Here is a 22,859-nt window from a genome sequence, read left to right as displayed (position 1 = left end):
CATGAAATATGCTGCAAGCGTTGATATTGGAGGAACATCCACTCGTGTTGCTCTAATAAGTCAAACAGGCGAAATTATTGAACGTCAGTCCTTCACCACGTTGGGCGATAATCCACACGCGACACTCGAAGGGATTTACGATATTATTCAAGGCTTTAGTGAGCCCTGTGTCGGTGTTGGTGTGTCCTGCCCAGGACCTTTAGATTTAAAGAAGGGAATCGTTCTCACGCCGCCAAACTTAACAGGATGGCATTACTTCAAATTTAAAGAAGAAGCTGAAAAACTTTGGAATTTACCCGTAATTTTAGAAAATGATGCAAACCTAGCAGGTTATGCCGAAGCCATGAAAGGTGCTGGTGTTGGTGAAGATGTAGTTCAGTACTTCACGATTAGTACAGGACTGGGTGGTGGCTTAGTCATCAACGAAAATATCTTTCTAGGATCACACGGTTTTGCGCAAGAGGTGGCCAATGCTATTTTATGGAAAGACGGCCCACAGTTGGGTGATTTAAAACCCGGATCTGTAGAATCGATTTGCAGTGGGACGGCAATCACACAACGTGCTAAACAACAAGGACTCGATGCACAACATGCTGGCGATGTTTATCAACTTGCACAATCGGGCAATATGGCCGCTGAAGCTATCATTGATGATGCTATTGAATATCTTGCGAATATGATTGCGATTGTAATTGGTGTCATCGATCCCGGTGTTGTTGTATTGGGAGGTGGTGTTGCATTGAAAACTCCAAATTTTGTAGAAAAAGTCACCGAACGTGTTCAAGCCAAAGTCTATGCGGTCCAAGTTGAAAATGTAAATATTAAACGCGCGGAGTTAGGCGACGATAATGGTCTAATCGGCGGTGGTCTATATGCCTTCAATGTATTTGCAGGAGGTATGATATGAGCGTAATCAAGCTATCACCCTCTTACAAAGACTACCTTTGGGGTGGTAATAAACTCAAAGAATCCTATCGCAAAGAAACACCACTAACGCCACTTGCCGAAAGCTGGGAAATATCGACCCATAAAGATGGACCCAGTTATCTTGTGGACTATTCCGGTGTTGCGAAGACACTACCAGAATACATTGATGCCCAAGGTCGCCACGTTCTCGGCACCAAAGGACAAGCATTTGAATACTTTCCCATCCTCGTTAAATTTATTGATGCTAAACAAGACTTATCCATTCAAGTCCATCCTGAGGACGCGTATGCTAAAGTTCATGAAAATGAGTACGGTAAAACAGAAATGTGGTATATCTTGGAAGCAGAACCCGGTGCATCCATCTACTATGGGACAAAGACATCACTAAGCAAAGAAGCATACAAGGAAGCGATTGAAACGAACACCATCCTCGATGTTCTCAATAAAGTTCCGGTAAGCAAAGGAGATGTAATTTTCGTTGAAGCGGGAACGATTCATGCAATTGGTGCGGGAATCGTTATCTGTGAGATCCAACAAAATTCAAACACAACGTATCGTGTCTACGATTTTAATCGTAAAGACGCGAATGGTAATTTACGTGAGTTGCATATCCAACAAGCAATCGACGTATCAAATTTAGAACCCAAAGATACATCATTTGAAGCACAGGAACCATTTGTTGTTTCCGACGGCTACCAGAGCCGAATTCTTGTAAGTTGTGACTACTTTACAACGACAGAAGTCATTCTTGATGATTTCAAAAATTATTATCTTGACGATACATCCTTTGAAGGGATTGTGGTTGTCGATGGCTATCTCACGATTACACAAAACGATACAGTTGTTGAGCTCAAAAAAGGGGAATCGGCTTTCATTGATGCAAATACGCCAAACATCAAAATAAGTGGTATTGCACGTTACTTATCAATCAAAGTATAGAAAAAAAAGAAGACACCGCATTCATGCAGTGTCTTCTTTTGCATTCCCTACACAATTATACGCGGTGTGGGTTTTCGCTCCAGCGATAACCCTTACCACGCACAGTGTAGATTGAAGAAAGATTTAATTTCTTTCGGATATTACGAATATGTACATCAACTTTACGTTCGAGCTCTTCAGAATAGGGCTCGTTCCAGATGTTATCAATAATTTGACGTCGCGAAACGACATCACCACGGTTTGCTAAGAAATGGCCAATAATGCCAAGTTCAATCGGTGTCATTGGAATATCAACACCATCTTTAGTGATGACTTGATTATCAACATCCATCAACATATTCTCGGAAATAGAGAACAATGAAAGTTGTGTTGACTTATCGAAGTAAGAATCAAACATGCGTTCCATGTATGCGAGTAAAACGTTTATGGATTTATTCTTTTCCCAAACGACATCGATGTCTTCGGCGAGTGCTTCAATTTCAATAGCATCTGTAAGTGATGTTGTCATCAGGACCGTGCGAGCTGTCGGTACCATGCGTTTCACTGATGCTAAAAGTTTGATTCCGTTTGTATCATCAAGATCGTACTCGGAAATGACGAGTAATGAATTTTTCATCGCAAATTGCTCAATGCCTTCCATGGCAGAAGATGCGGTTAGCACTTTGTAGTTGTTTGCTTCAAGCTCTTTACTTAATGTTTCTAAATATTTTGAATCGCTATCAATAATTAATGTTGTTATCATAATGACTAACCTCCTAACATCATCATATATAAACAGATTATAAAGTTATACAATCTGTCATTAAAGTATGAATTGGTGTTATAGAAAACAAGAAAACCGCATTTCGCGGTCTAAATTATAGGGTTTTTCATGTATTGGAAAGCGACAGATCCGATTCCAACATGAACACTAACTGTAGAAATTAGAGGTCCTGTATGAAGTTTTGCTTCTGGGAAAGCTGTCTTCAACTTCTCAATCGTTGTTTCTAATGCCTCGGGTGCATCGACATCAACAATCGTTATCGTATAACCAGCACCAACGCCTACATCTTGCATATGTGCTATGACCGTATCAATCGCTTTAGACATTGTGCGAACCTTACCGAATGGATCAATGACACCATTTGTAGTATGGTTTAAATGCAAGATTGGTTTGATCTTGAGGAATCCACCCAATGTTGCTGCAAGTGGCGACAAACGACCACCACGTGAGAGATGTTTCAAATCATCAGGAATAATATAGGTATCACTATTCTTAATGGAATCATCCAAGATTTCGCGAATAGCTTCGATTGACTTGCCTTCATCTAATAAATCACGTGCCGTCAATGCTAAGTCCAATTCAATACGCGCTGCGGTAAAGCAGTCGATGTATTCAAATTTGATATCCGCAAATTGTGCAGCTGTGACCATTGCATTGATTGTTCCTGAGATTCCGCTTGTAATTGGAACGGCTAAGATTTGTTCGTAGCCCATTTCTTTAATTTCTGTAAAAAGTTCCTCAATCTTCCCCAAAGATGGTAACGACGTTTGAAGCAGTTTTCCAGCTGCGAGTTTCTGGTTTACTTCATCTATTGATATTTCAACGCTTTCCAAGTAAGCATGATCTCCATCTATTATTTGTAGTGGAATAGCAAAGAGTCCTTCCTTACGATCTACTTCGTTGTAATAGTTGCTTCCGCTGTCAACGACTACTGCAGTTTTCATAATTCAACCTCCTAGTATCTAATATTATATACTATAAACGCATGTTGTGCTCATATTTAGAACTTTGGTGCCCATTGAATTGCAATCGTTCCAAGCCCTGCATGAGCAGCGACAACAGCCGGTAATTTAGAGGCATGTGTTTCAAACGACCCCAATGCTTCGGTAATGGCAGTATTCGCCCGTGCAACAATTTCTTCGCCCTCATTGTCTAAGTAATAAATAACATGGGTTTCCGGTGTCACGTTCTCATCACGCATCGCTTTGATAATAATGTCAAAGACTTTTGTCTCTGTACGTGCTGTCCCAAATTTTTCAATCGTATCCAAGTCACTCTTTAAGTATAGGATTGGCTTCACTTTAAGTAGAGACGCTAAAGTTGCTGCACTTTTTGAGATTCGACCACTAATTTTTAATTGATCTAATGTTTGTGGGTAGACAAATGATGTGATCTTTGGAATCATCGCGTCAATTCCAGAGAGAATTGCCGCGACAGAGCTGTTGGCAGCTGCTTGTTCATTTACGAAGCGAACAAGATGTTGTACGGCTCCGGCAAGGGAACGGGTATCCACGAGCGAAACATTGTCTAAACCAACCTCTTGGATAGCTTGATTCATGGAATTGTAAGTACCAGATAATGATGATGTTAGCGCTAATACGAAAATATGATCATAATCTTGAGTCTTCAACGTTTCAAATGTTGTAATAAGTAGCCCAAGATTGGGTTGAGATGTTTGAAGATGTTCTTTGTTACGGAGTAAATCGTTGACAGCATCATAGTCCATTTCAACTTGATCGAGGTATTCTTTATTGTTGTGAATAAGTGTAAGTGGTGTAATTGTGACATTCATTGCAGCCGCTTGTTCGGGTGTTAAGGAGACTGATGTGTCACAGACAATTGCATAATTTTTCATGGTAATCCTCCAATGCGAGCATTATATAATTAAATACTTTGAATGTCAAACTATCTACTAAAGTCGCCAGTCTTTCAACTGAAATCAAAATGCTTTATAATGTATGCATGGAACCAATAGACTACAAAACAATTAAAGAATCAGTAATCACTGAGCAAGAAATCCAAAAATCGAAATTTATCACCTATTTGGCACCGGTACAAACGGAAGCTGAGGCAAAAGAATACCTGCGTGCGATAAAAAAAGAACATCCGAAAGCAACGCACCATTGCAGTGCATATGTTGTTGGTGAGATTGAACGATCGAATGATGATGGCGAACCGTCGTCGAGTGCAGGACTTCCAATGCTTCAGGTCTTACGCGGTAATAAGATGAACTATGTCATTGCAGTAGTCGTGCGTTATTATGGTGGAATCTTGTTGGGTGTTGGCGGTCTTATCCGTGCATATGGTTCAAGTGTCTCGCTTGGAATCCAGGAAGCGGAAGTCTTAGTACCACAACGTGTCTTTCTATTCCGTGTGTCCTTTCCATATGAGTTTACCAATGATGTGGAAGTCTATGCAGGGTCAGTAGGTACAGTTATGGAACGCCAATATGATACACTAGCAGTCTATGATGTTCGTGTCCTTTCACCAGACGCTCTAGACAAGCTGAGCGATGTGACACGAGGCATGGGTCACAAAGAACTTATTCAGGAATCAATCGAACTTATTAAGGAGGTGTCGTAGTGATGAGAGAAGAGCTCAAAAATCATAAAATTAAATACACAAAGCAACGGGATGAATTGTTGTCGCTTTTGAAAGAGAGTAACCAACCTCTGACCATTAATCAAATTTTTGAATCACTAAAGAGTACGTTAGATCTTTCGACGATTTATCGAACCCTTGATTTGTTTGTTGAAAAGGGATTAGTATCCAAACTATTGGTGAGTGAGCCTAGCCAAACCGTCTATGAATTTAAACACCATGGTCATAAACACCATCTTATTTGTACCGAATGTGGTCTCTTTCAAATTATTGAAGGATGTCCATTACATAATTATGAAGAACGTGTCGAGGAAAGCACAGGCTTCATTATTGCGCGACATCAATTGGAATTGTATGGAATTTGTCCTGCATGTCAATTATTGACAGCTAATACATAATAAAAGAGCATTCATCTACGCGATGAATGCTCTTTGTTGTTTTAGTTGTCTGATTTCATAATTTCTTTTGCACTTGCAAGGAGTGATGCCATATTTTGAAGTTCTGAGGGAACGACAATTTTCGTTGCTTTACCATCAGCCACTTTTTCTAAAGCTTCAAGGCTCTTCAACTTGATATAGGCATTATCTGCAGATACAGCTTCAAGTTTCAAGGCTGCACTTGCTTGAGCAGTAAGAATTTTGTCAATTGCTTCTGCTTCTCCTTCCGCTTCAGCGATCATTGCAGCTTTCTTAGCTTGTGCACGTAAGATAGCGGCTTCATTTTCCCCTTCAGCGATTAGGATTGCGGAACGTTTTTCCCCTTCGGCACGTAGAATGGATTCACGACGTTCACGTTCAGCACGCATTTGTTTTTCCATCGCTTCTTGAATATCACGTGGTGGAATAATATTTTTTACTTCAACACGTTGAACACGAATACCCCATGGATCAGTTGCTTCGTCAAGAATCGCACGCATTTGTGAGTTGATGATATCACGTGATGTTAAGGTCTGGTCGAGTTCTAAATCCCCGATAATATTACGAAGTGTTGTTGCTGTAAGGTTCTCAATCGCATTAATTGGATTGTGAATACCATATGTAAACAAGACTGGATCTGTAATTTGGAAGTAAATAACTGTATCGATTTGCATCGTGACGTTATCTTTAGTAATAACAGGCTGTGGCGCGAAGTCTTGAACACGCTCTTTCAATGAGACACGATTAGCGACACGGTCTACGAAGGGTAGAATCAAATGCATCCCTTTATCTAATGTATGTGAGTATGCCCCTAAGCGCTCAATGACATACGCATTGGATTGCGGAATTACTCGGATACAGTACCCAATAATGAGTAACGCAATAACCAAAATAAGTCCAATAATAATCATTGTTGAAATTTCCATTGTTTCTAGTTCTCCTTGATCTCTCTAACAATTAATTTAACACCCTCTATTGCTATAATCTCAACACGCGTTCCTTTTGGAAGCTCTGAATAATCTGAAGTTGTTGCAGACCACTCAGTACCGTTGAGACGAATCATTCCCCACTTGTCTTCATCAATTGCTTCTGACAAGATTGCTTTTCGGCCAATAAGACTGTCGGCATTTGTTGCGATAACATTTCCTCGTAATAAACGCGTCGTAAATGGACGGATTAAGATTAGAGAAACAATCGAAACAAACGCAAATATAATGACTTGGATGAGAACGCTATCTGTAAAGAATGCCACAGCAGTTGCTGCAATTGCCCCAATCGCAAACCATATAGAAACTAAATTCCCTGCAGTTAGTAATTCGATGACAATCATCGCAATAACTACTACAATCCAAAACACTGTCATACAAGTACCTCCTCCCCATTTGATAAAGCATCAATGTCGAAGATAAGAACATTTTCTGTTTCATCAAATCGAGCATAGATTTTTTGTCCTGTTAATGGTTTTCCAACTTTAGCAGAAATTAAATCGCACAGTGCTTTATTATTTATTTTAGCATATCCTTTACCAATTGATATCTTATGCAGGTTCTCTTTTGGATATGCATTTAAATCCATATCACGTTTTGAGACCGGTTTAATTCCAATCTCTGAATTTTGTGAAAAACCAACCAAAACATACTGACTTGACTGAAAGTGAGATGCAGCATTTTGGTTTAGTGTTATGTTGTTACTGTTTAATGTCACAATCTCGAGTTGTGCATTACCAGTTACCCAATTAAACATAGCGTCCCTCCTTTGTGTTTCAATCATACACGTTATTTTCGAATATTTCAAGTTTTTCATTTTCTTCGAAATCTTTTTCTTTTTGAATTTTTGAAATTTTCAGTGTTTAAAAATAGAAGTCTTAAACATACTGTGGTACTATGTTATTGAAAAGAAACGAGGACTACTTATGTTACTAAATAATGAAGCGCTACTTGGATACGTCACGCTACGTGTCAAAGATTTAAAAATGATGACGCAATTCTATAATGAAACAATTGGTCTGCAAATTATCAATGAAACAGAAACGAGTGCGATGCTTGGAGTTGATAATCGAAAAATTGTAGAGTTGATAACATCGAAAGATGTGAAACAAGCAACCAAAGCTTACAATGGCCTCTACCATCTTGCAATCCTATTACCAGATGAACGATATCTTGGTCAAATTCTGTATCACTTCGAGGCAGTTGGATTTAATATTGGTGGTGCCGGCGACCATATTTATAGCCAAGCACTATATATGAATGATCCAGAGGGAAATGGTATTGAAATTTATGCCGATCGTCCCCGCTCAGAGTGGCTTGTAAATGAAGACGGGACAATGGAAGCTGCCACCGAACCGGTAGATATACAACGTCTAGTTTCATTGGTAACGGATCCAACATGGTATGGCATGCCAGTGGGAACAATTCTGGGTCATGCTCACCTTCAAGTGAATGCGATTCGTGATGCACGTGCTTTATACTTGGATGTACTCGGCTATGATTTGATTACAGACATGCAACATGCTATTTTTATTTCCAAACGTGGTTATCACCATGATCTCGCCCTAAACGTTTGGTCAGGACCATCATTAACACCACTCCCCGAAGATACAACTGGTCTTGCTTCAGTAACAATCTTTGTTGATAATCTTGAGACAATTAAAGAAAATCTTCAAGCACTCGAAAATTATAGTTATACAGTTTCAGACGATACGGTCGAAATAGTTGATAAAGCAGGGATTCATCTAAAACTGACTGTGTTATAATAAATACATGGAAAATTTAAACGAAAAAAACAGAAACAAAGAAGGTATTAAAGTAGGTTTAGCGGGACTCGCGATAAACCTACTTTTGTCTGTCTTTAAGATAACGATTGGAATTATTGCGAACTCACAATCTATAATGGCTGATGGTATCAATAACTTTTCAGACTCTATGTCATCGGTTATTACAGTGGTCGGCTTTATCGTCACTGGTAAACCAGCAGACCGCGAACATCCATATGGACATCAACGTTTTGAATATATAGCGGGATTTGTGATGGCTTTAATTATGGGTGTTTTAGGATTGGAAGTTCTCAAAACATCGATAGCTAATATAATTGAACCACAAACTACAACATTCTCGACGCTTGCCATCTTTATTCTGATATTTTCAATTGTTGCTAAAGGATTCATGGCATATATGTACGATGTTCAAGCACGTAAACTCAAATCAGACATGCTGCTAGCATCCCGGCAAGATAGTCTCAATGACATGATGACCACTGCTGGTGTTCTAATTGGTGTTGGCTTTCAATTTTGGACTGGATATACAATTGATGCCTACTTGGGACTGGGTTTATCCTTGTTTATTCTTTGGTCAGCTCTAAAAATGGTCCGTGAATTCATGAACAGTCTTCTTGGAGAACGCCCTGATGCATCAGTTCTTGATGAAATAAAAACAATCTTGGATACGAATTCCGAAATTTTAGGATATCACGATTTAATGGTTCATAATTACGGATCAAATACGACATACGGAAGCGTACATGTTGAAATTAATCAAACAATGTCACTGATTGACGCCCATACGATTGTCGATACTTTGGAGAATACAATTCTAAACAAAACAGGGATTTCGTTGGCAATTCATATGGATCCACTAGATATCGAAAGTCCAGAAATGAAAGAGATTTATCAAATTATAAAAAAACATATACGAACGTTCTATGGTGGTGTTGATTTTCATGATGTTCGAATTATTCACGACACGCTGATGTTTGATCTCGTGATTGAACCCGATAAACTCAATGTAGTAGACACAATCAAAACCACACTTAAAGAAGAGCTCGCGCGTAATGGTTTTACCTATCCCCTAAAAGTTACCGTTGATACTCAGCAATTAATATAGAATGAGGAACACCTGTGAAAGAAACTAAAAAATTTGGACTGTTTACAACCATAGCCATGATTGTCGGAATTGTAGTAGGGTCTGGCATCTTTTTCAAAACTGATGATATTCTATTTGCCACCCAAGGCAGCGTCCTTCTAGGAGTCGTACTTTGGGTCATCGGAGCTTTCGGCATTATCTTTGGTGGGCTCTGCGTTGCCGAGTATGCGAAACGAACATCAGAAGCTGGTGGACTCATAGCCTATGCGGAACTCGCATGGGGAAAGACAATGGGATACCTTTCCGGATGGTTTCAAGTTGTTTTCTATTTTCCAGCAATTGTTGCGATTCTATCGTGGATTTGTGCTATTTATATTGGATTACTCTTTAATATTACAGATCCAACAGACATTAGACTGTGGATCATAACATTAATCATTATCGTCGCAACATTTGTCTTGAATATATTTAACCGCAACCAAGCAGGACTATTTCAAAACATTACGCTAATTATTAAAATAGGTGCTTTGCTAGGGTTAGCGTTTTTAGGGTTGGTTTTTGGAAATCCTTCCAATCTTGCTGCACCGATAGTTGAAGAATCACGATTTAATTCAAGTTTGTTTGTTGGCCTTATTGCGTGCGCATTCTCCTACGATGGTTGGTTTGTTGCACCGGCAATAGCACATGAAATTGAAAACCCGAAGAAGAATCTATCGAAAGCATTGATTGTCGCTCCGATTATCATTCTTGCTATCTACCTTGCGTATTTTGTAGGAATTAATGCTTTGTTAGGACCAGAACAAGTGATGGTCTTGGGTGATGGATCTGTTGGTTACATTGCCGAAATGATTTTTGGTCCAATCGGTATGAAGTTGGTCTATCTTGCGGTGATTATTTCAATTTTGGGTTCTGTGAATGGATTAATCTTGGGTTACATCCGATTGCCTTATTCTTTAGCAATTCGTAATCGCTTCCCTCAATCGGAGCGATATAAGACAATGAATGATCATCTTGGAATACCGGTAGCATCAGCATGGCTTGCTTTTGCGCTCGTCATGTTTTGGCTAATACTTCATGCAATGAGTGTCTTTCAAGTCACTGTGGGTCCATTAGCGTTAAGTGGGCTTCAGATTGATAGTTTACCGATTGTGATCACATATGTCTTTTATAGTTCGTTATACGTACGAACATTATATGAAGAGCTAACTCAGAAACGCTTGGGTGTTCTCAAAGGATACGTGTATCCAGGACTTGCGTTATTAGGTGCTTCGTTTGTATTGTATGGCGGACTAACGCAACCACAATCAGTTGCATATTTCACTATTTCGTTTATGGGAATTGCCTTGGGTTATGTATTTATGAACAAGGAAGCATAGGAAAAGGAGCAGTCTACAGGTCTGCTCCTTTTTTTGATGGGATGCAATATTATTACATCAATAATATGTGTGATATACATTGCTTGGTATTAGAGGGGTAAACACACAAAGCTGTATACCAAATCTGAGAGGTGTAAAACTGAGGAGAGTACTTGAAAAAGTACGAATCGTAAGAACTTGCTAACGCAGGCATGTTAGGACAATCAATAAATGATGTCGATAACAAGGAGAAACTAGCGATTGAAGTATATCGGGGATTTCAAAAGCATGTGCGTACAATTTACGGGATTTGATAATGACCAATTATCAAGTTTGCGGATATTAGTGTAAATTGCGAATAGAATCGTTGATATCCTCTCAGAATATCAGCGGATTAAAAAGATGAAACGAATGCGGATAAATTCAAATGTGATTTGAAATGCGGACTTATTCAACACTCATCGTATGTTAGACATATGTTAGGAAATCATCTTTTGGCTTCAAGTTCTATACGAGACAGAGTATATGACATCAAGTTTCATGAGTGCGAATATTATGATTGCTTAATTGCAATTTGATTATTGTAGGATTAAGGTAACAATAATAAAAAACTTGATACAATTAAGTGCATCTGAACTGATGAATTTTACTCTGTTACTATAATACAAAATGTATGGTTTCAATAACATCGATATAGGGGACAAAATTCTTACAAAAATGTAAGAAAAGCATATAAATACAATGATTTAATGTATTATCGCAACATAATTTCACCAAACGACATAATTATCTGAAATAAACAATCAAAAACAATCATTTTCGAACAAATGTGATTCAACGAGTACTACTTTTCACATACGAGCGTGATGGTAGAATGTCATGGAACATTCATTGACATTGCGCGGGAATTAGATTATGATTTATTCGAAAAAAGAATCCTTTAAACTGATCCTGAGAGATCAAGAAGGAAAGAGCAACTATGATCATTATCAACGAGCCTCTTTCTGTGAGTGGCTCTTTTTTTATGGAGGAACGTATGTCGAAAATAATTCTGAATGAATCGGAAATGATGCGTGCAATTAACCGTCTTTCTTATGAGATCGTTGAGCGAAATCAAGGCATCGAAAATCTTGTGATTGTTGGTATTGAGACACGTGGGGTGCCGATTGCCAAAAGAATTGCTGAAAAAATTGCATCTATCGAAGGACCTGTCGATGTCGTAAGCTTAAACATCTCGGGTTACCGTGATGATCAAGAAATCCACAGTAGCGCATCATCTAATGATTCGCTAACAGGGAAACATGTTGTATTGGTCGATGATGTACTGTTTACAGGAAGAACAATTCGTGCAGCCATGGATGCAACGATTGATATGGGGCGTCCTGCAGAAATTTCGCTAGCGGTTCTCGTTGATCGTGGTCATCGCGAACTTCCAATTCGTCCAGATTATATTGGTAAGAATGTTCCTACATCCAAAACAGAACGTATCTTTGTTCATATTAAAGAAATTGATGGCGAAGATTCGGTAAATATTTCATAATTAAATTCACTTTAAAGAGTACCAGAGAGTTCTCGAAGCGAATCATATCTTTTAAGATACGCGCTTGAACTCTATGGGTTCAAGCTTTTTATTTGAATTGCTTTTCAATGAAGAAAAAGAAAGAGGTTATTATGTCAGAAGTTATTATTGCACTGGACTTTCCAGGAAGAACAGAAGTTATGGAATTCTTAGATCATTTCGAAGAGTCCCTTTACGTTAAAATTGGTATGGAACTGTACTACCAAACCGGACCAGAAATGGTTCGTGAGATTAAAGAACGTGGTCATCGCATTTTCCTTGACCTGAAATTGCATGATATCCCCAATACTGTAGAAAGTGCCATGCGTGGTTTGCGCAAACTTGGTGTCGACATGGCGAACGTTCATGCAGCAGGTGGCATCGAAATGATGGAAGCTGCACGACGTGGTTTAGGTGAAGGTCCAATTCTTCTTGCGGTAACACAACTGACATCTACTTCTGAAGTACAAATGCACAGTGATCAACTCATTGAAGTTTCGCTCGAGCAATCAGTACTCCATTACGCAGCATGTGCCCAAAAAGCAGGTTTAGATGGTGTCGTATGTTCGCCACTCGAAGCGCAACAAATTGCGAATGAGTGTGGTGAAGAGTTCCTGCGAGTAACACCGGGAATTCGTCCAGAAACAAGTGATGTTGGTGACCAAAAGCGCGTCATGACACCATCTCGTGCACGTCAAAATGGGTCTTCCTATATTGTGGTAGGTCGTCCAATTACAAAAGCAGATAATCCATATGAAGCATATGTAGCAATTAAGAAAGAATGGGAGCAAGCATAATGAACACAGCACAACGCATCGCTAAATATTTACTTGACGTCGAAGCCGTCACCTTGAGTCCCCTCGAACCATACACATGGGCAAGTGGGTTAAAAAGTCCAATTTACTGTGATAACCGGATCACGATGAGTTATCCTGAAGTACGTATGAATATTGCACGAGGTTTAGCTGATATCGTACGTCAAAAATACCAATTTGTTGATATGATTGTCGGGACAGCAACCGCTGGAATCCCTCAAGCATGCTGGGTATCTGAAGCGCTCGCTTTACCAATGGCCTATGTACGTGTTGCAGCAAAAGATCATGGCCGTAGCAAACAAATCGAAGGATTCATTCCTGAGAAATCAAAAGTTATCGTGATTGAAGATCTGATTTCAACAGGTGGCTCGAGTATAAAAGCATGTAAAGTACTTGAAGATGCAGGTCATGAAGTTGTTGCAGTACTTTCCGTGTTTGATTATGAACTCGATAGTGCACGTCAAAATTTCGAAAATGCAAGAATCCCGTACGAATCACTTTCTAACTATTCAACACTCATTGATGTAGCAGTAAGCTCAGGGACCATAAGTCAAAGCGACCTTGCTTCGTTAAAAGCTTGGCGTCAAGACCCACAGGCATATACTGAATCACATCAGTAGTGTCATGACAAACCCTCATAAATCACGTATAATATAATGAGGATATGAGGTATATTATGGAACGTGAACGGCAATATTTATTGGGTATTAATAAAGAAACAATTCGAATTAAAATTACGGCATGGGTCATTGTGTCAGTGTTAGTTATCGTTGTTGGAACCTTGGCATCACGTCAAGCCTTTCCAGAACAGACGCTCGTGACTACGGCATTAATGCTAACGGTCGTATGTGCTATTGTTGTCGCATTTCAAAGTTTTCGCTTGTATCAGAATACTCAAAAGATTGATCAAGTGATTCATGCAATGGACAAACCATCGATTGCACTTAATTTTAATTTGTATATAAAAAATAGTGTTTCGGAATTTCCGATTCTCATAGATGGCGACCGCTTGATCCTTGTTGATACATGCAAAGCAGTCGTACTAGAAGATGTTACCAACGTTGCATATCGCAATCAACGATACACAGGCAAGAACCAAGATATTTTTACACTAACTTATCAGGATGGAACAAAAAAGACATTTAAACTGCTGACACATCCTGAGGTTCAAGAAACGATTCTTAAATACATTAAAGTTTTAAATCCACGTGTTCAAATCGAACACTAAAAAAGCTGGCCATTTCGATGCAAGAGGGCATTGAATAGGGTTCAGCTTTTTTTTTGCATAATTTGCAACGTAAGACTATAATAATGCGACAATGAGTCCGAGTAGGAATCCAACAATGCATAATCCAGCAAGTATAATGATAACTTTGGTATTGATAGTCATTACGCATTTTGACATATTTAATAATTGTATAAAATAGTAATCCAATAAGTATCAATCGTAGAATAATGGATATAGCATTAAGTACAGGCATGCTTGTACTTGAAAGGATATCACCATCAATAAAGAGTAATATTGATGACGATGTCACCCAAACGATCAGGGTCAATATATTTAATTTGTTTTCCATTGTTTTGATATCAGAATCCTTAATTAATTTTTCCATAACTTTTCGGTCTCTTTTTAATAAGTGATCGAGGGAGATCTGGTAAATATCACTGATTTCGCCAATGCTTCTTAAACCTGGAAGGTTCCGATTATTCTCCCAATTAGACACAGTTTGTCTTGAGACATCAATTCTATTTGCGTGTCTACTTGTCTGAGTCCGAGTCGAGCTTCCTTAAGTTTTGTTCCAAAATCCATTAACAGCACCTCCTAACCCCACATTAAAAGAGTTTCGTATGTCTATCAATCTAGAAGGTCTATTCAAGGTCTCAAGAAGCGTCGTGACCCTACAAATGTTGTAATTACTAAATTATATAGTTTAGTAGTTTGTAATAGTCAAAAAATGGGACACCAGAGAATCGTATCTAAATTAAGATGATTCTCAAAGGTCCCATAGCAATTCCATTATTGATATTTATCTTGGAAGCGGATCATGAAGTCGACAAGCTTTTCAACCGCTTCAACAGGCATCGCATTATAGATGCTGACGCGCATGCCTCGAGAACTACGGTGAGCCCCCAGATTAATCATGCCTTCAAGTGCTGCTTCTTCCACAAATAACGCATCCAATGTTTCATCATTTGTTGTAAAGACAACGTTCATCGATGAGCGATCAGATGGTTTAACCCAGTTAGAATAGAATCCCGAACGATCGATAAGTTCATACAACATTGCAGCTTTTCTCTCGTTTTGTTGAGAGAGCGCTTCGACACCCCCCTGTTCTTTAACCCATGTCAGCATTAAATCGGTGACATAGATTGCGAACGTTGGAGAGGTATTATAGACTGAATTTTCTTGGATATGCTTTTTGTAATCGAAGATATAAGGAAGTCCTTCCACATCGTGGAGCATATCATTACGAATGATTGCAAGCGTAAGTCCTGACATACCTAAATTCTTTTGTGTTCCAGCGTAAAGCATTGCAAAGTCATTAATATCATATGGAAATCCAAGGATATTGGAGCACGCATCACCAATCAAAGGAACTCCATTGGTATTAGGGAGCTCGCGGTACATAAGACCTTCTGATGTTGCATTTGTTGTGATGTGGACATAGGCACAATCTTCGGGAACTTTGAGATCCATTGGAAGATAACTGTAACCATCTTCTTTGCTTGATCCTACAACCAGCGTGTCGTTGAGAATATGGGCTTCTTCAATCGCTTTTGCGGACCAAAAACCTGTATCAACATAAGCAACGCGTCTTCCTTTCGCAAAGTTCATGGGAATCATTGCAAATTGCTGACTTGTCCCCCCTTGAAGAAATACAATTGAGTATGTATCGGGGATATTCATGAGTTCTCTCAATGTTGCCTTAGCATGATCGATAATTCCGAAGAATTCAGACGAACGATGATTCACTTCTAACATTGACACATTGGATCCTTGATAACTTAATAGTTCATCTTGGATTTTAAGTAAAACTGATTCGGGCAACATAGCGGGCCCGGCTGAAAAATTATATACAGGTCTCATAGACATCCTCCACTTTTATATATTATTATAAAACGAATTTATGAAAAAAGAGTAGAAAATTCTACTCTAATTCTAGAAATATGTTCAATCGGTCTTCATTGGTTCGTGGTGTATCAGGATCGTCCACAATACCTATTAGCGGATTATTGGTGTTGAAAATATGGATTGTTTTCCGTTCTGGAGCCCATGATATTTCAGGGTAATTAACCAGTAACATAGTATCCAATGGCTTTCGATCAGTGTAATCTACAGAGTCAATATCAGCAAGATATCCCCCCTCAAAGAAATTGAAGTCAACAATCCAGGGATCGTATTCATGTTCGATAAGCGCACTGACGAAGCCATCTCCAAGGGTCATCGCATCTTCATATGTAATATAGAAATTTGTTTTCGTAGGAATTTTAAGGACATCTAAATCCTTTACTGGCACCGAATATTTTTTCAATACATGGGTGAATCCTTTAAGTATAAAAATATAGTGATTGGTGTGTCCACAACTTAATTGATGATTATTGATGACACGATTGATGCGTTCTTGTAGCATAAAAAACCTCCTCTATAGTTCAATTTTTTCGCCAATTTCAGGAACAAGTCCACGATTGTCGTGAAGCATGTTTGTGAATTCGTATGGATTTTGTTCAATAACAGGAAATGTATTGTAGTGAATCGGAATGTATAGTTCAGACTGAATCAGTTGGGCAGCGCGCAACGCATCGCGTATTCCCATCGTAAAATTATCACCAATTGGTAAAAACGCAGCTGTAACGGGGCCAATAAGACTCATGTCCGTAAAGAGTGCGGTATCGCCTGCGTGGTAGATGCTGGCGCTTGTATCATTGACAATTACACCCGCTGCAAGTCCCATATAGTCTCCATCGTACGACGAACTATGGATTGCAGGAGTTAGTTTAACGGTTCCAAATGGAAAACTAAAACTTCCACCAATGTTCATTCCGTGCGTTTTAACGTCTATGGACGCCAGATGGTCCGCTAACTCAACAACCGCAATAATCGTTGCTTCGTTATTTCGAGCAATTGCCAATGCATCACCAACATGGTCCTCATGACCATGAGTCAAAATAATATAATCGGTAACAACCGATTCGACATCAAGATCGGAATAGGGATTGCCATTGATAAATGGATCAATAATTATTTTGGTTCCGTCTAGTGTTTGAAGTTGGACACAGGCGTGTCCATGCCAGGAAAATTTCATACAAAAACCTCCTTAATATATTTCTATTATATCATGTCGATGAGGCTGTGCGTACGGATTCCATATCTTGTCTTTCACTGATATTTAGTGATATAATGATATTAATTAGGTACACCTAAGAAAAGAGGTAAGTAATGACACCGAATCGCGAAGATTATATTAAAATTATATTTGCAATGAACCAAAGAAATATTAAACTGACAAACAAGGAGTTGGCAGCTACTTTAGATGTGTCTGCAGCATCTACAAGTGAGATGATTCGAAAACTAACAGAGTCAGGGTTGGTAGTTAGACATAAAGACCTGGGTTTGACGTTAAGTGAAGAAGGTACCCGTGAAGCGCAGAATCTTGTGCGCAAACATCGACTATGGGAAGTATTCTTAGTAGAACAATTGGGATATTCATGGACCGATGTTCATGATGATGCGGAGGTCTTAGAACATGTTACGTCAAATAATCTTGCACAAAAACTAAGTGAATACTTAAATAATCCTAAGTATTGCCCTCACGGTAGTATTATTTACGGAAATGGTGGTTTAGACCGTGATGGCGTGACCCCACTCGCTTCACTAAAAGTAGGTGATAGTGGAACATTCTCTCGCGTTCGTGATGATTTAGAACTGCTCAATTATTTAGAAACGATATCGTTCAACTTAGGTGAAACCTTTGAACTTGTGCGTATTGACCCTTACGAAGGACCGTTTGTTGTGAATGTGAATGGTAAAGAGGTTGCCATTAGTTATCGCGCAGCACATGATATAGAAGTTGAGGTAATGCAATAATGGATATGGCCATTTTGCAGTGGATTCAAACATGGTCGAACCCATTTCTTAACCAGTTTTTTGCGATATACACGCGTTTGGGAGATCATGCAGAGTTGTGGATAGCAATCGCTCTTGTCCTGATGCTCAACAAAAAAACACGAAAAATTGGATACTTTGCATTGTTCGCGTTGCTTCTTGAATTAATGCTTGTGAGTGGGATTTTGAAACCGATTGTGATGCGGGTTCGTCCCTTTGAAGTTGCGAACTTTGATATTTTAATTCCCGTCCCACGTGGGTCTTCGTTCCCGTCAGGACATGCTGCAAGTGCATTTGCAATGGCCGGAATATTTTTCCTCTTTATTAAAAGTAAGCATCGGTGGATTTTTCTGGGATTGGCTGCCTTGATGGCCTTCTCAAGATTGTATGTCTTTGTTCATTATCCAAGTGATGTTCTTGTAGGCTCATTGATCGGTTTTGGAATTGCTTATATACTTTATCGAAATGAGGCCAAAATCAGTGACTGTACCGCTCATACACTTCAAAGTTTCAAGAAATAACGGAATCATACCACAACACCTTTCGGAAGCATATTTAAAAAATATTTGCTTGCATAAGGTGTTTTATTTATGCATAATATATAAGCGTATGTTTAAGAAATAACGTACAACTATATGTCTTAACATATGTCTGGAGGAATTCATGAAGAAGTTCTTAAGAACACTGTGCTGTATGGTGATCGTATCTGGAGCATTGGTGGGCTCATATCAAGTCTTTGCAAATGAAAAGGATACCGAAACAACAGCCGTCGTCACAGCAACTTCTGGTGAAGAAGTACCTGTCATAAAGGGTGTTTCGAAAGCACCACGAGAAGATGGTCAAATTGGCGCGACAAAACGTCAAGTTCACGGTGGCATCTTAGCTGTGTTGGTGATTGTATCTGGTTTGGGAATGGTTTATCTCAATTACCGTCCTGATACAAAGAAATAATAAATTGGTGTGGTTATCCACAGGCTGCTGAGCGATTAAGAAACTTCATTGATTCGAGGATCGCTCCTTAACTTAAATCAAACAAATAGAGCTACATTGGGTAGCTCTATTTTTTGTGTACAGAAGTGTTCCGGATGTATTTGAAGTGTCAAGAAACAAAAACATCAAAGTTAATGTTAAAAATAGTCTATTGGTAACATGAATGGGTCTTTTTACACAAGATAAAACTTCATAGAGTGTTCATTTGTTAATGTAATAGCATATAAAGAGGTGGTACTATGAAAAAGAAATTAAAGATTTTTATGGTATTAAGCTTGGTGCTCATTTCGGTCCCATTCTTAAATATCAATGCAGATGAATCAAACACTGACCAAGAAGTATCAACGCCGATCACGGAAACAGAAATTGACAACGATACGACAGGTGAAGTGTGTGCGGATAATAATGACGGTTCACCATGTGATGAATTACCTGAGACTGAGCAAGAAAATGAATCAGAAGATGTAACTGGTGAAGTTACGGATGGCGAAACAGAATTGGACCCAGGTACGTCGCAAGAAGCCGATACAGATGATCTGTCAGAAATACAAACATCTGAAGATAAATCAAAAGATGCTGCCCAAGAAGTATCGACTCCTGAAAAAGAAACTAAAGCAGTAAATTTTGATGCGGTCGCAAATGTCGACGAACTGGCGGAAGCGATCGCAACTGTTACGGAGGGTCAAGTAATCAAACTCGCACCTGATTTCGAGTCAGGACCCATGACGGTTACTATTCCTAATGTATCATTTGTTATTGATGGCAATGGTGTCATTTGGAATGATGGAAATATCAAATTGCAAGGAAATCAACCAAGCACCGTTACAATTAAGAACATAAATATTGATGGCCAATCACGGTCGGGATACTTATTTGATGATAGCCGTACTGGAGGATCGTTAGAATTTTATAACGCTTCAGTTTATAATGCGGGTTCGGCAGTTATTTATCTTGGGGTATCATCCAAGTTAGATTCTATGCATATCTACAATAATAAGAGTATGAACTCTGCTTCAACTATCAAAGTTTGGGAGTCTGCAGACCTAACACTTACAAATTCTACAATTGAAAATAACCATGGATCGGGATATGGCTATGAAGCAGGTGCAATTTCTGCAAAGAACTATCATGCAAAGATGGTAATTGAAAATACAGTTTTCCGAAATAATATTAATACAACAAAGAATACGGGTGTTCTTGGTGGTAGTGGCGGTGCCATAACAATCAATGATCTCTTTGGATCGGTAGAAATTAGACAATCGATTTTTGAAGGAAACAAAGCGCTTGGTGACGCAAGTTCACCTACTAAAGCTGCAGATGATGGTGGTGCTCTGTATGTTCGGGTCTATAATGGCAACGGAACCGTCACCATTGATAGTACGTCCTTCATCAGAAATGAAGCGGCAGATGACGGTGGCGCGATTCTATTTGAAGCAAGTAATAAAGGAAAACTTTCCACATCCATTTCCAATTCAACATTCTTCGGTAATGTTGCGCATGGAACAAGTGGTGGTGATCGCTCAGGTGGCGCAATCCAGTACTATCGTGGCGGTTTAAAATCTTCATCAACCAATGTCATAAAAACAAGTACTTTTATTGGGAATCAAAGTGGGGATGCATTATCCACAGTTAATCAACAAGGTGGTGCTATTGGATTAAGTCAAAGTTCAATTTTAAGCCCATCCGCTTCATTTGATGCGAATATCTTTGCCGGAAATACTGTTTATGGTGCTGACGGAATTGAAAACACTTCAAGCAAGTATAAAGATGTAAGCAATAGTACAAATGTTGATTTAGGAAGTAAGAATGTTATGAACTTGGAAAATGATCCAAATATTGATGATTCATTATTCGAGGTCTTGGGTGTAACAACACCACAAACTGCAGTGAATGAATCACAAGTTCGTGCGGGTATCAATCACGAAGTAGTGCCCACAATCATGATTCGTCCAGGTAGTGTTGCTGACAACACTTATCAAGGCCAAGCGGATTTAGGGGATATTGGACAACGTGGCTTACCACGAGATAAAGACCATGGTTCAATTCAAGTTGCTTCTATTCTCTACGATGCTAATGGTGGTGTCTTTGATCTTGACCCGCTTGGAGAATATGACGGTACCGAGTTCTACCTCAGCAATAATGAGGGAATTATCAATGAATACTATCAAGTTGCATACCTCCATAAGGTTGTCCCAGTTCAAAACAGCGAAGAGCTTAAATTAAGTCGTGAGGGTTATACGTTTGGTGGTTGGTCACGTGTTCAAACAACAGATGGCTCACGTAGTCAAACGTTGACTGAAGTTGAGTTGAAAAGTGCAACACAAAGGGTCTATGCAATTTGGATTCCAGACGCTTTAACGTATACTGTTACATACCACGGAAATGGTAAGACACAAGGTGGTGTGCCAACCGATACGCATGATTATTTAGAAAATGATACAGTTACGGTCTTAGGTAAACATACTCTTGAAAAGACAGGATACACATTTACTGGATGGAATACACAAGCTGATGGAAAAGGAACCTCATATAACGCTGGTTCAAGCTTCGACATCACCGAAAACACAGACTTGTATGCCCAATGGGAACTAACGCCTGTTGTCGAGAAATATACCGTTACTTACCATGGAAATGGTGAAACATCTGGTGTAAGTCCAGTAGATGCAAATGAATACCTAGCAAGTGATTCCGTAACGGTCTTAGGTAGAAACACCCTTGAGAAAACTGAATATACATTTACCGGATGGAATACGCAAGCCGATGGAAAAGGAACCCAATATACCGTTGGTTCAAGCTTCGACATCACTGAAAACACAGACTTGCATGCCCAATGGGAACTAACGCCTGTCGTCGAAAAATATACCGTTACATACCATGGAAATGGTGAAACATCTGGTATAAGTCCAGTAGATGCAAATGAATACTTAGCAAATGATGCCGTAACGATCTTAGGTAGAAATACTCTTGAGAAAACAGGATACACCTTTGTTGGCTGGAATACGCAAGCCGATGGAAAAGGAACCTCATATAACGCTGGTTCAAGCTTCGACATCACCGAAAACACAGACTTGCATGCCCAATGGAACCCAACGCCTGTCGTCGAAAAATATACCGTTACATACCATGGAAATGGTGAAACATCTGGTATAAGTCCTGTTGATCCTCATGAATATCAAGTAAATGATACCGTAACGATTTTAGGTAGAAATACACTTGAGAAGACAGGTCACAAATTCATAGGTTGGAATACTCAAGCCGATGGAAAAGGGACTCAATACTCAATTGGTTCAAGCTTCGAAATCACTGAAAATACTGAGTTGTATGCACAGTGGGAAAAAGTAACAACCATTGAGGAGACCGATGAACTCCCTAAGACGGGAATTCAAGATTCTAAGATTGGATACATTTTTGTAGCAGTTGGAGTGGGTTCATTATTATTCGCTGCAAAGATTCGCAAAGAGAAAAAGAAAATCTAAAAGTTTTAGAGAATAAGGATATTTGAAATAACGAATATCAACTATAGTAAAAGAAAAG

Annotated in this window: 26 protein-coding genes; 15 read left to right on the top strand and 11 right to left on the bottom strand. The window is 39.1% G+C overall.

Annotation, left to right across the window (positions count from 1 at the left end; genetic code table 11):
* Window position 1: 1 nt before the first annotated feature.
* Both GVV22_RS05760 and GVV22_RS05755 read left to right on the top strand, forming a co-directional pair.
* Window positions 2-907 (top strand): ROK family protein, encoded by a 906-nt coding sequence (locus tag GVV22_RS05760; protein ID WP_159649171.1) that lies wholly within the window; start codon window positions 2-4, stop codon window positions 905-907.
* A complete protein-coding gene (locus GVV22_RS05755) occupies window positions 904-1,866 on the top strand; it encodes a type I phosphomannose isomerase catalytic subunit (RefSeq protein ID WP_159649170.1) in 963 nt (320 codons plus the stop codon). The genes GVV22_RS05760 and GVV22_RS05755 overlap by 4 nt, the downstream gene beginning before the upstream one ends.
* Window positions 1,867-1,921: 55 nt before the next feature.
* Here the strand turns inward: GVV22_RS05755 and GVV22_RS05750 are convergent, their stop codons facing one another.
* The 3 genes from GVV22_RS05750 to GVV22_RS05740 all read right to left on the bottom strand — a co-directional run bounded on the left by GVV22_RS05750 (window position 1,922) and on the right by GVV22_RS05740 (window position 4,484).
* Entirely contained in the window at window positions 1,922-2,608 is a 687-nt protein-coding gene (locus tag GVV22_RS05750; RefSeq protein ID WP_159649169.1) for a response regulator transcription factor, read from the bottom strand.
* A 110-nt stretch (window positions 2,609-2,718) separates the two neighbouring features.
* A complete protein-coding gene (locus GVV22_RS05745) occupies window positions 2,719-3,573 on the bottom strand; it encodes a DegV family protein (protein WP_159649168.1) in 855 nt (284 codons plus the stop codon).
* Between the two features lie 56 nt (window positions 3,574-3,629).
* Window positions 3,630-4,484, bottom strand: a complete 855-nt coding sequence (locus tag GVV22_RS05740) for a DegV family protein (protein ID WP_159649167.1) — start codon at window positions 4,482-4,484, stop codon at window positions 3,630-3,632.
* 107 nt (window positions 4,485-4,591) lie between these two features.
* Here GVV22_RS05740 and GVV22_RS05735 point away from each other — a divergent pair, with 107 nt between their 5' ends.
* Together GVV22_RS05735 and GVV22_RS05730 are read left to right on the top strand one after the other, a co-directional pair.
* A complete protein-coding gene (locus tag GVV22_RS05735) occupies window positions 4,592-5,212 on the top strand; it encodes an IMPACT family protein (RefSeq protein ID WP_236261924.1) in 621 nt (206 codons plus the stop codon).
* 2 nt (window positions 5,213-5,214) lie between these two features.
* Window positions 5,215-5,628, top strand: coding sequence for a Fur family transcriptional regulator (locus tag GVV22_RS05730; RefSeq protein WP_159649216.1), 414 nt, complete (start codon window positions 5,215-5,217; stop codon window positions 5,626-5,628).
* A gap of 41 nt (window positions 5,629-5,669) precedes the next feature.
* On the opposite strand, the gene GVV22_RS05725 is transcribed toward GVV22_RS05730, so the two are convergent.
* Genes GVV22_RS05725 through GVV22_RS05715 form a run of 3 tightly spaced genes read right to left on the bottom strand, consistent with a single transcriptional unit; the run spans window position 5,670 to window position 7,389 of the window.
* A complete protein-coding gene (locus tag GVV22_RS05725; protein WP_201290689.1) occupies window positions 5,670-6,572 on the bottom strand; it encodes an SPFH domain-containing protein in 903 nt (300 codons plus the stop codon).
* Between the two features lie 5 nt (window positions 6,573-6,577).
* Complete coding sequence (locus GVV22_RS05720) at window positions 6,578-7,009, bottom strand: NfeD family protein (protein ID WP_159649165.1); 432 nt, start codon at window positions 7,007-7,009, stop codon at window positions 6,578-6,580.
* Window positions 7,006-7,389, bottom strand: coding sequence for a hypothetical protein (locus tag GVV22_RS05715; protein WP_159634733.1), 384 nt, complete (start codon window positions 7,387-7,389; stop codon window positions 7,006-7,008). Before GVV22_RS05715 ends, GVV22_RS05720 begins: the two co-directional genes overlap by 4 nt.
* A 169-nt stretch (window positions 7,390-7,558) precedes the next feature.
* On the opposite strand from GVV22_RS05715, the gene GVV22_RS05710 reads away from it, so the two are divergent.
* From GVV22_RS05710 to GVV22_RS05680, 7 genes are all read left to right on the top strand, one after another.
* Window positions 7,559-8,398: a VOC family protein gene (locus GVV22_RS05710; protein WP_159649164.1), complete on the top strand. Its 840-nt coding sequence runs from the start codon at window positions 7,559-7,561 to the stop codon at window positions 8,396-8,398.
* A gap of 7 nt (window positions 8,399-8,405) precedes the next feature.
* Complete coding sequence (locus tag GVV22_RS05705) at window positions 8,406-9,524, top strand: cation diffusion facilitator family transporter (protein ID WP_159649163.1); 1,119 nt, start codon at window positions 8,406-8,408, stop codon at window positions 9,522-9,524.
* Window positions 9,525-9,538: 14 nt separating this feature from the next.
* Window positions 9,539-10,879, top strand: coding sequence for an APC family permease (locus GVV22_RS05700; protein WP_159649162.1), 1,341 nt, complete (start codon window positions 9,539-9,541; stop codon window positions 10,877-10,879).
* Between the two features lie 1,015 nt (window positions 10,880-11,894).
* Window positions 11,895-12,398, top strand: a complete 504-nt coding sequence (gene pyrR, locus GVV22_RS05695) for a bifunctional pyr operon transcriptional regulator/uracil phosphoribosyltransferase PyrR (RefSeq protein ID WP_159634721.1) — start codon at window positions 11,895-11,897, stop codon at window positions 12,396-12,398.
* Between the two features lie 131 nt (window positions 12,399-12,529).
* A complete protein-coding gene (gene pyrF, locus GVV22_RS05690; RefSeq protein ID WP_159649161.1) occupies window positions 12,530-13,213 on the top strand; it encodes an orotidine-5'-phosphate decarboxylase in 684 nt (227 codons plus the stop codon).
* Complete coding sequence (gene pyrE, locus GVV22_RS05685; protein WP_159649160.1) at window positions 13,213-13,851, top strand: orotate phosphoribosyltransferase; 639 nt, start codon at window positions 13,213-13,215, stop codon at window positions 13,849-13,851. The genes pyrF and pyrE overlap by 1 nt, the downstream gene beginning before the upstream one ends.
* Before the next feature lie 56 nt (window positions 13,852-13,907).
* Window positions 13,908-14,459: a hypothetical protein gene (locus tag GVV22_RS05680; RefSeq protein WP_159649159.1), complete on the top strand. Its 552-nt coding sequence runs from the start codon at window positions 13,908-13,910 to the stop codon at window positions 14,457-14,459.
* On the opposite strand, the gene GVV22_RS11175 is transcribed toward GVV22_RS05680, so the two are convergent.
* From GVV22_RS11175 to GVV22_RS05660, 5 genes are all read right to left on the bottom strand, one after another.
* The gene (locus GVV22_RS11175; RefSeq protein ID WP_159649158.1) at window positions 14,422-14,955 is read right to left on the bottom strand and encodes a hypothetical protein; all 534 of its coding nucleotides are present in this window, start codon (window positions 14,953-14,955) and stop codon (window positions 14,422-14,424) included. The two genes, GVV22_RS05680 and GVV22_RS11175, sit on opposite strands and share 38 nt — an antisense overlap.
* Window positions 14,916-15,041: a hypothetical protein gene (locus GVV22_RS11120; protein ID WP_268890714.1), complete on the bottom strand. Its 126-nt coding sequence runs from the start codon at window positions 15,039-15,041 to the stop codon at window positions 14,916-14,918. The genes GVV22_RS11175 and GVV22_RS11120 overlap by 40 nt, the downstream gene beginning before the upstream one ends.
* 207 nt (window positions 15,042-15,248) lie before the next feature.
* On the bottom strand, window positions 15,249-16,319 hold the full coding sequence (gene serC / locus GVV22_RS05670; protein ID WP_159649157.1) for a 3-phosphoserine/phosphohydroxythreonine transaminase: 1,071 nt from the start codon (window positions 16,317-16,319) through the stop codon (window positions 15,249-15,251).
* Between the two features lie 61 nt (window positions 16,320-16,380).
* Window positions 16,381-16,863 carry a hypothetical protein gene (locus GVV22_RS05665; protein ID WP_159649156.1) on the bottom strand — a complete coding sequence of 161 codons (483 nt, stop codon included), beginning with the start codon at window positions 16,861-16,863 and terminating at the stop codon, window positions 16,381-16,383.
* A 12-nt stretch (window positions 16,864-16,875) separates the two neighbouring features.
* Window positions 16,876-17,535, bottom strand: coding sequence for a metal-dependent hydrolase (locus tag GVV22_RS05660; RefSeq protein WP_159649155.1), 660 nt, complete (start codon window positions 17,533-17,535; stop codon window positions 16,876-16,878).
* A 134-nt stretch (window positions 17,536-17,669) separates the two neighbouring features.
* On the opposite strand from GVV22_RS05660, the gene GVV22_RS05655 reads away from it, so the two are divergent.
* The 4 genes from GVV22_RS05655 (at window position 17,670) to GVV22_RS05640 (ending at window position 22,801) form a co-directional block, all read left to right on the top strand.
* Window positions 17,670-18,317: a metal-dependent transcriptional regulator gene (locus GVV22_RS05655; RefSeq protein ID WP_159649154.1), complete on the top strand. Its 648-nt coding sequence runs from the start codon at window positions 17,670-17,672 to the stop codon at window positions 18,315-18,317.
* On the top strand, window positions 18,317-18,856 hold the full coding sequence (locus GVV22_RS05650; RefSeq protein ID WP_159649153.1) for a phosphatase PAP2 family protein: 540 nt from the start codon (window positions 18,317-18,319) through the stop codon (window positions 18,854-18,856). Before GVV22_RS05655 ends, GVV22_RS05650 begins: the two co-directional genes overlap by 1 nt.
* A gap of 142 nt (window positions 18,857-18,998) precedes the next feature.
* Window positions 18,999-19,286, top strand: coding sequence for a hypothetical protein (locus tag GVV22_RS05645; protein ID WP_159649152.1), 288 nt, complete (start codon window positions 18,999-19,001; stop codon window positions 19,284-19,286).
* A 278-nt stretch (window positions 19,287-19,564) separates the two neighbouring features.
* Window positions 19,565-22,801: an InlB B-repeat-containing protein gene (locus tag GVV22_RS05640; protein ID WP_159649151.1), complete on the top strand. Its 3,237-nt coding sequence runs from the start codon at window positions 19,565-19,567 to the stop codon at window positions 22,799-22,801.
* Window positions 22,802-22,859: the final 58 nt, after the last annotated feature.

Source organism: Erysipelothrix aquatica (assembly GCF_009828825.1).
GTDB lineage: Bacteria > Bacillota_I > Bacilli_A > Erysipelotrichales > Erysipelotrichaceae > Erysipelothrix > Erysipelothrix aquatica_A.
This window is presented reverse-complemented; position numbering and strand designations above follow the sequence as displayed.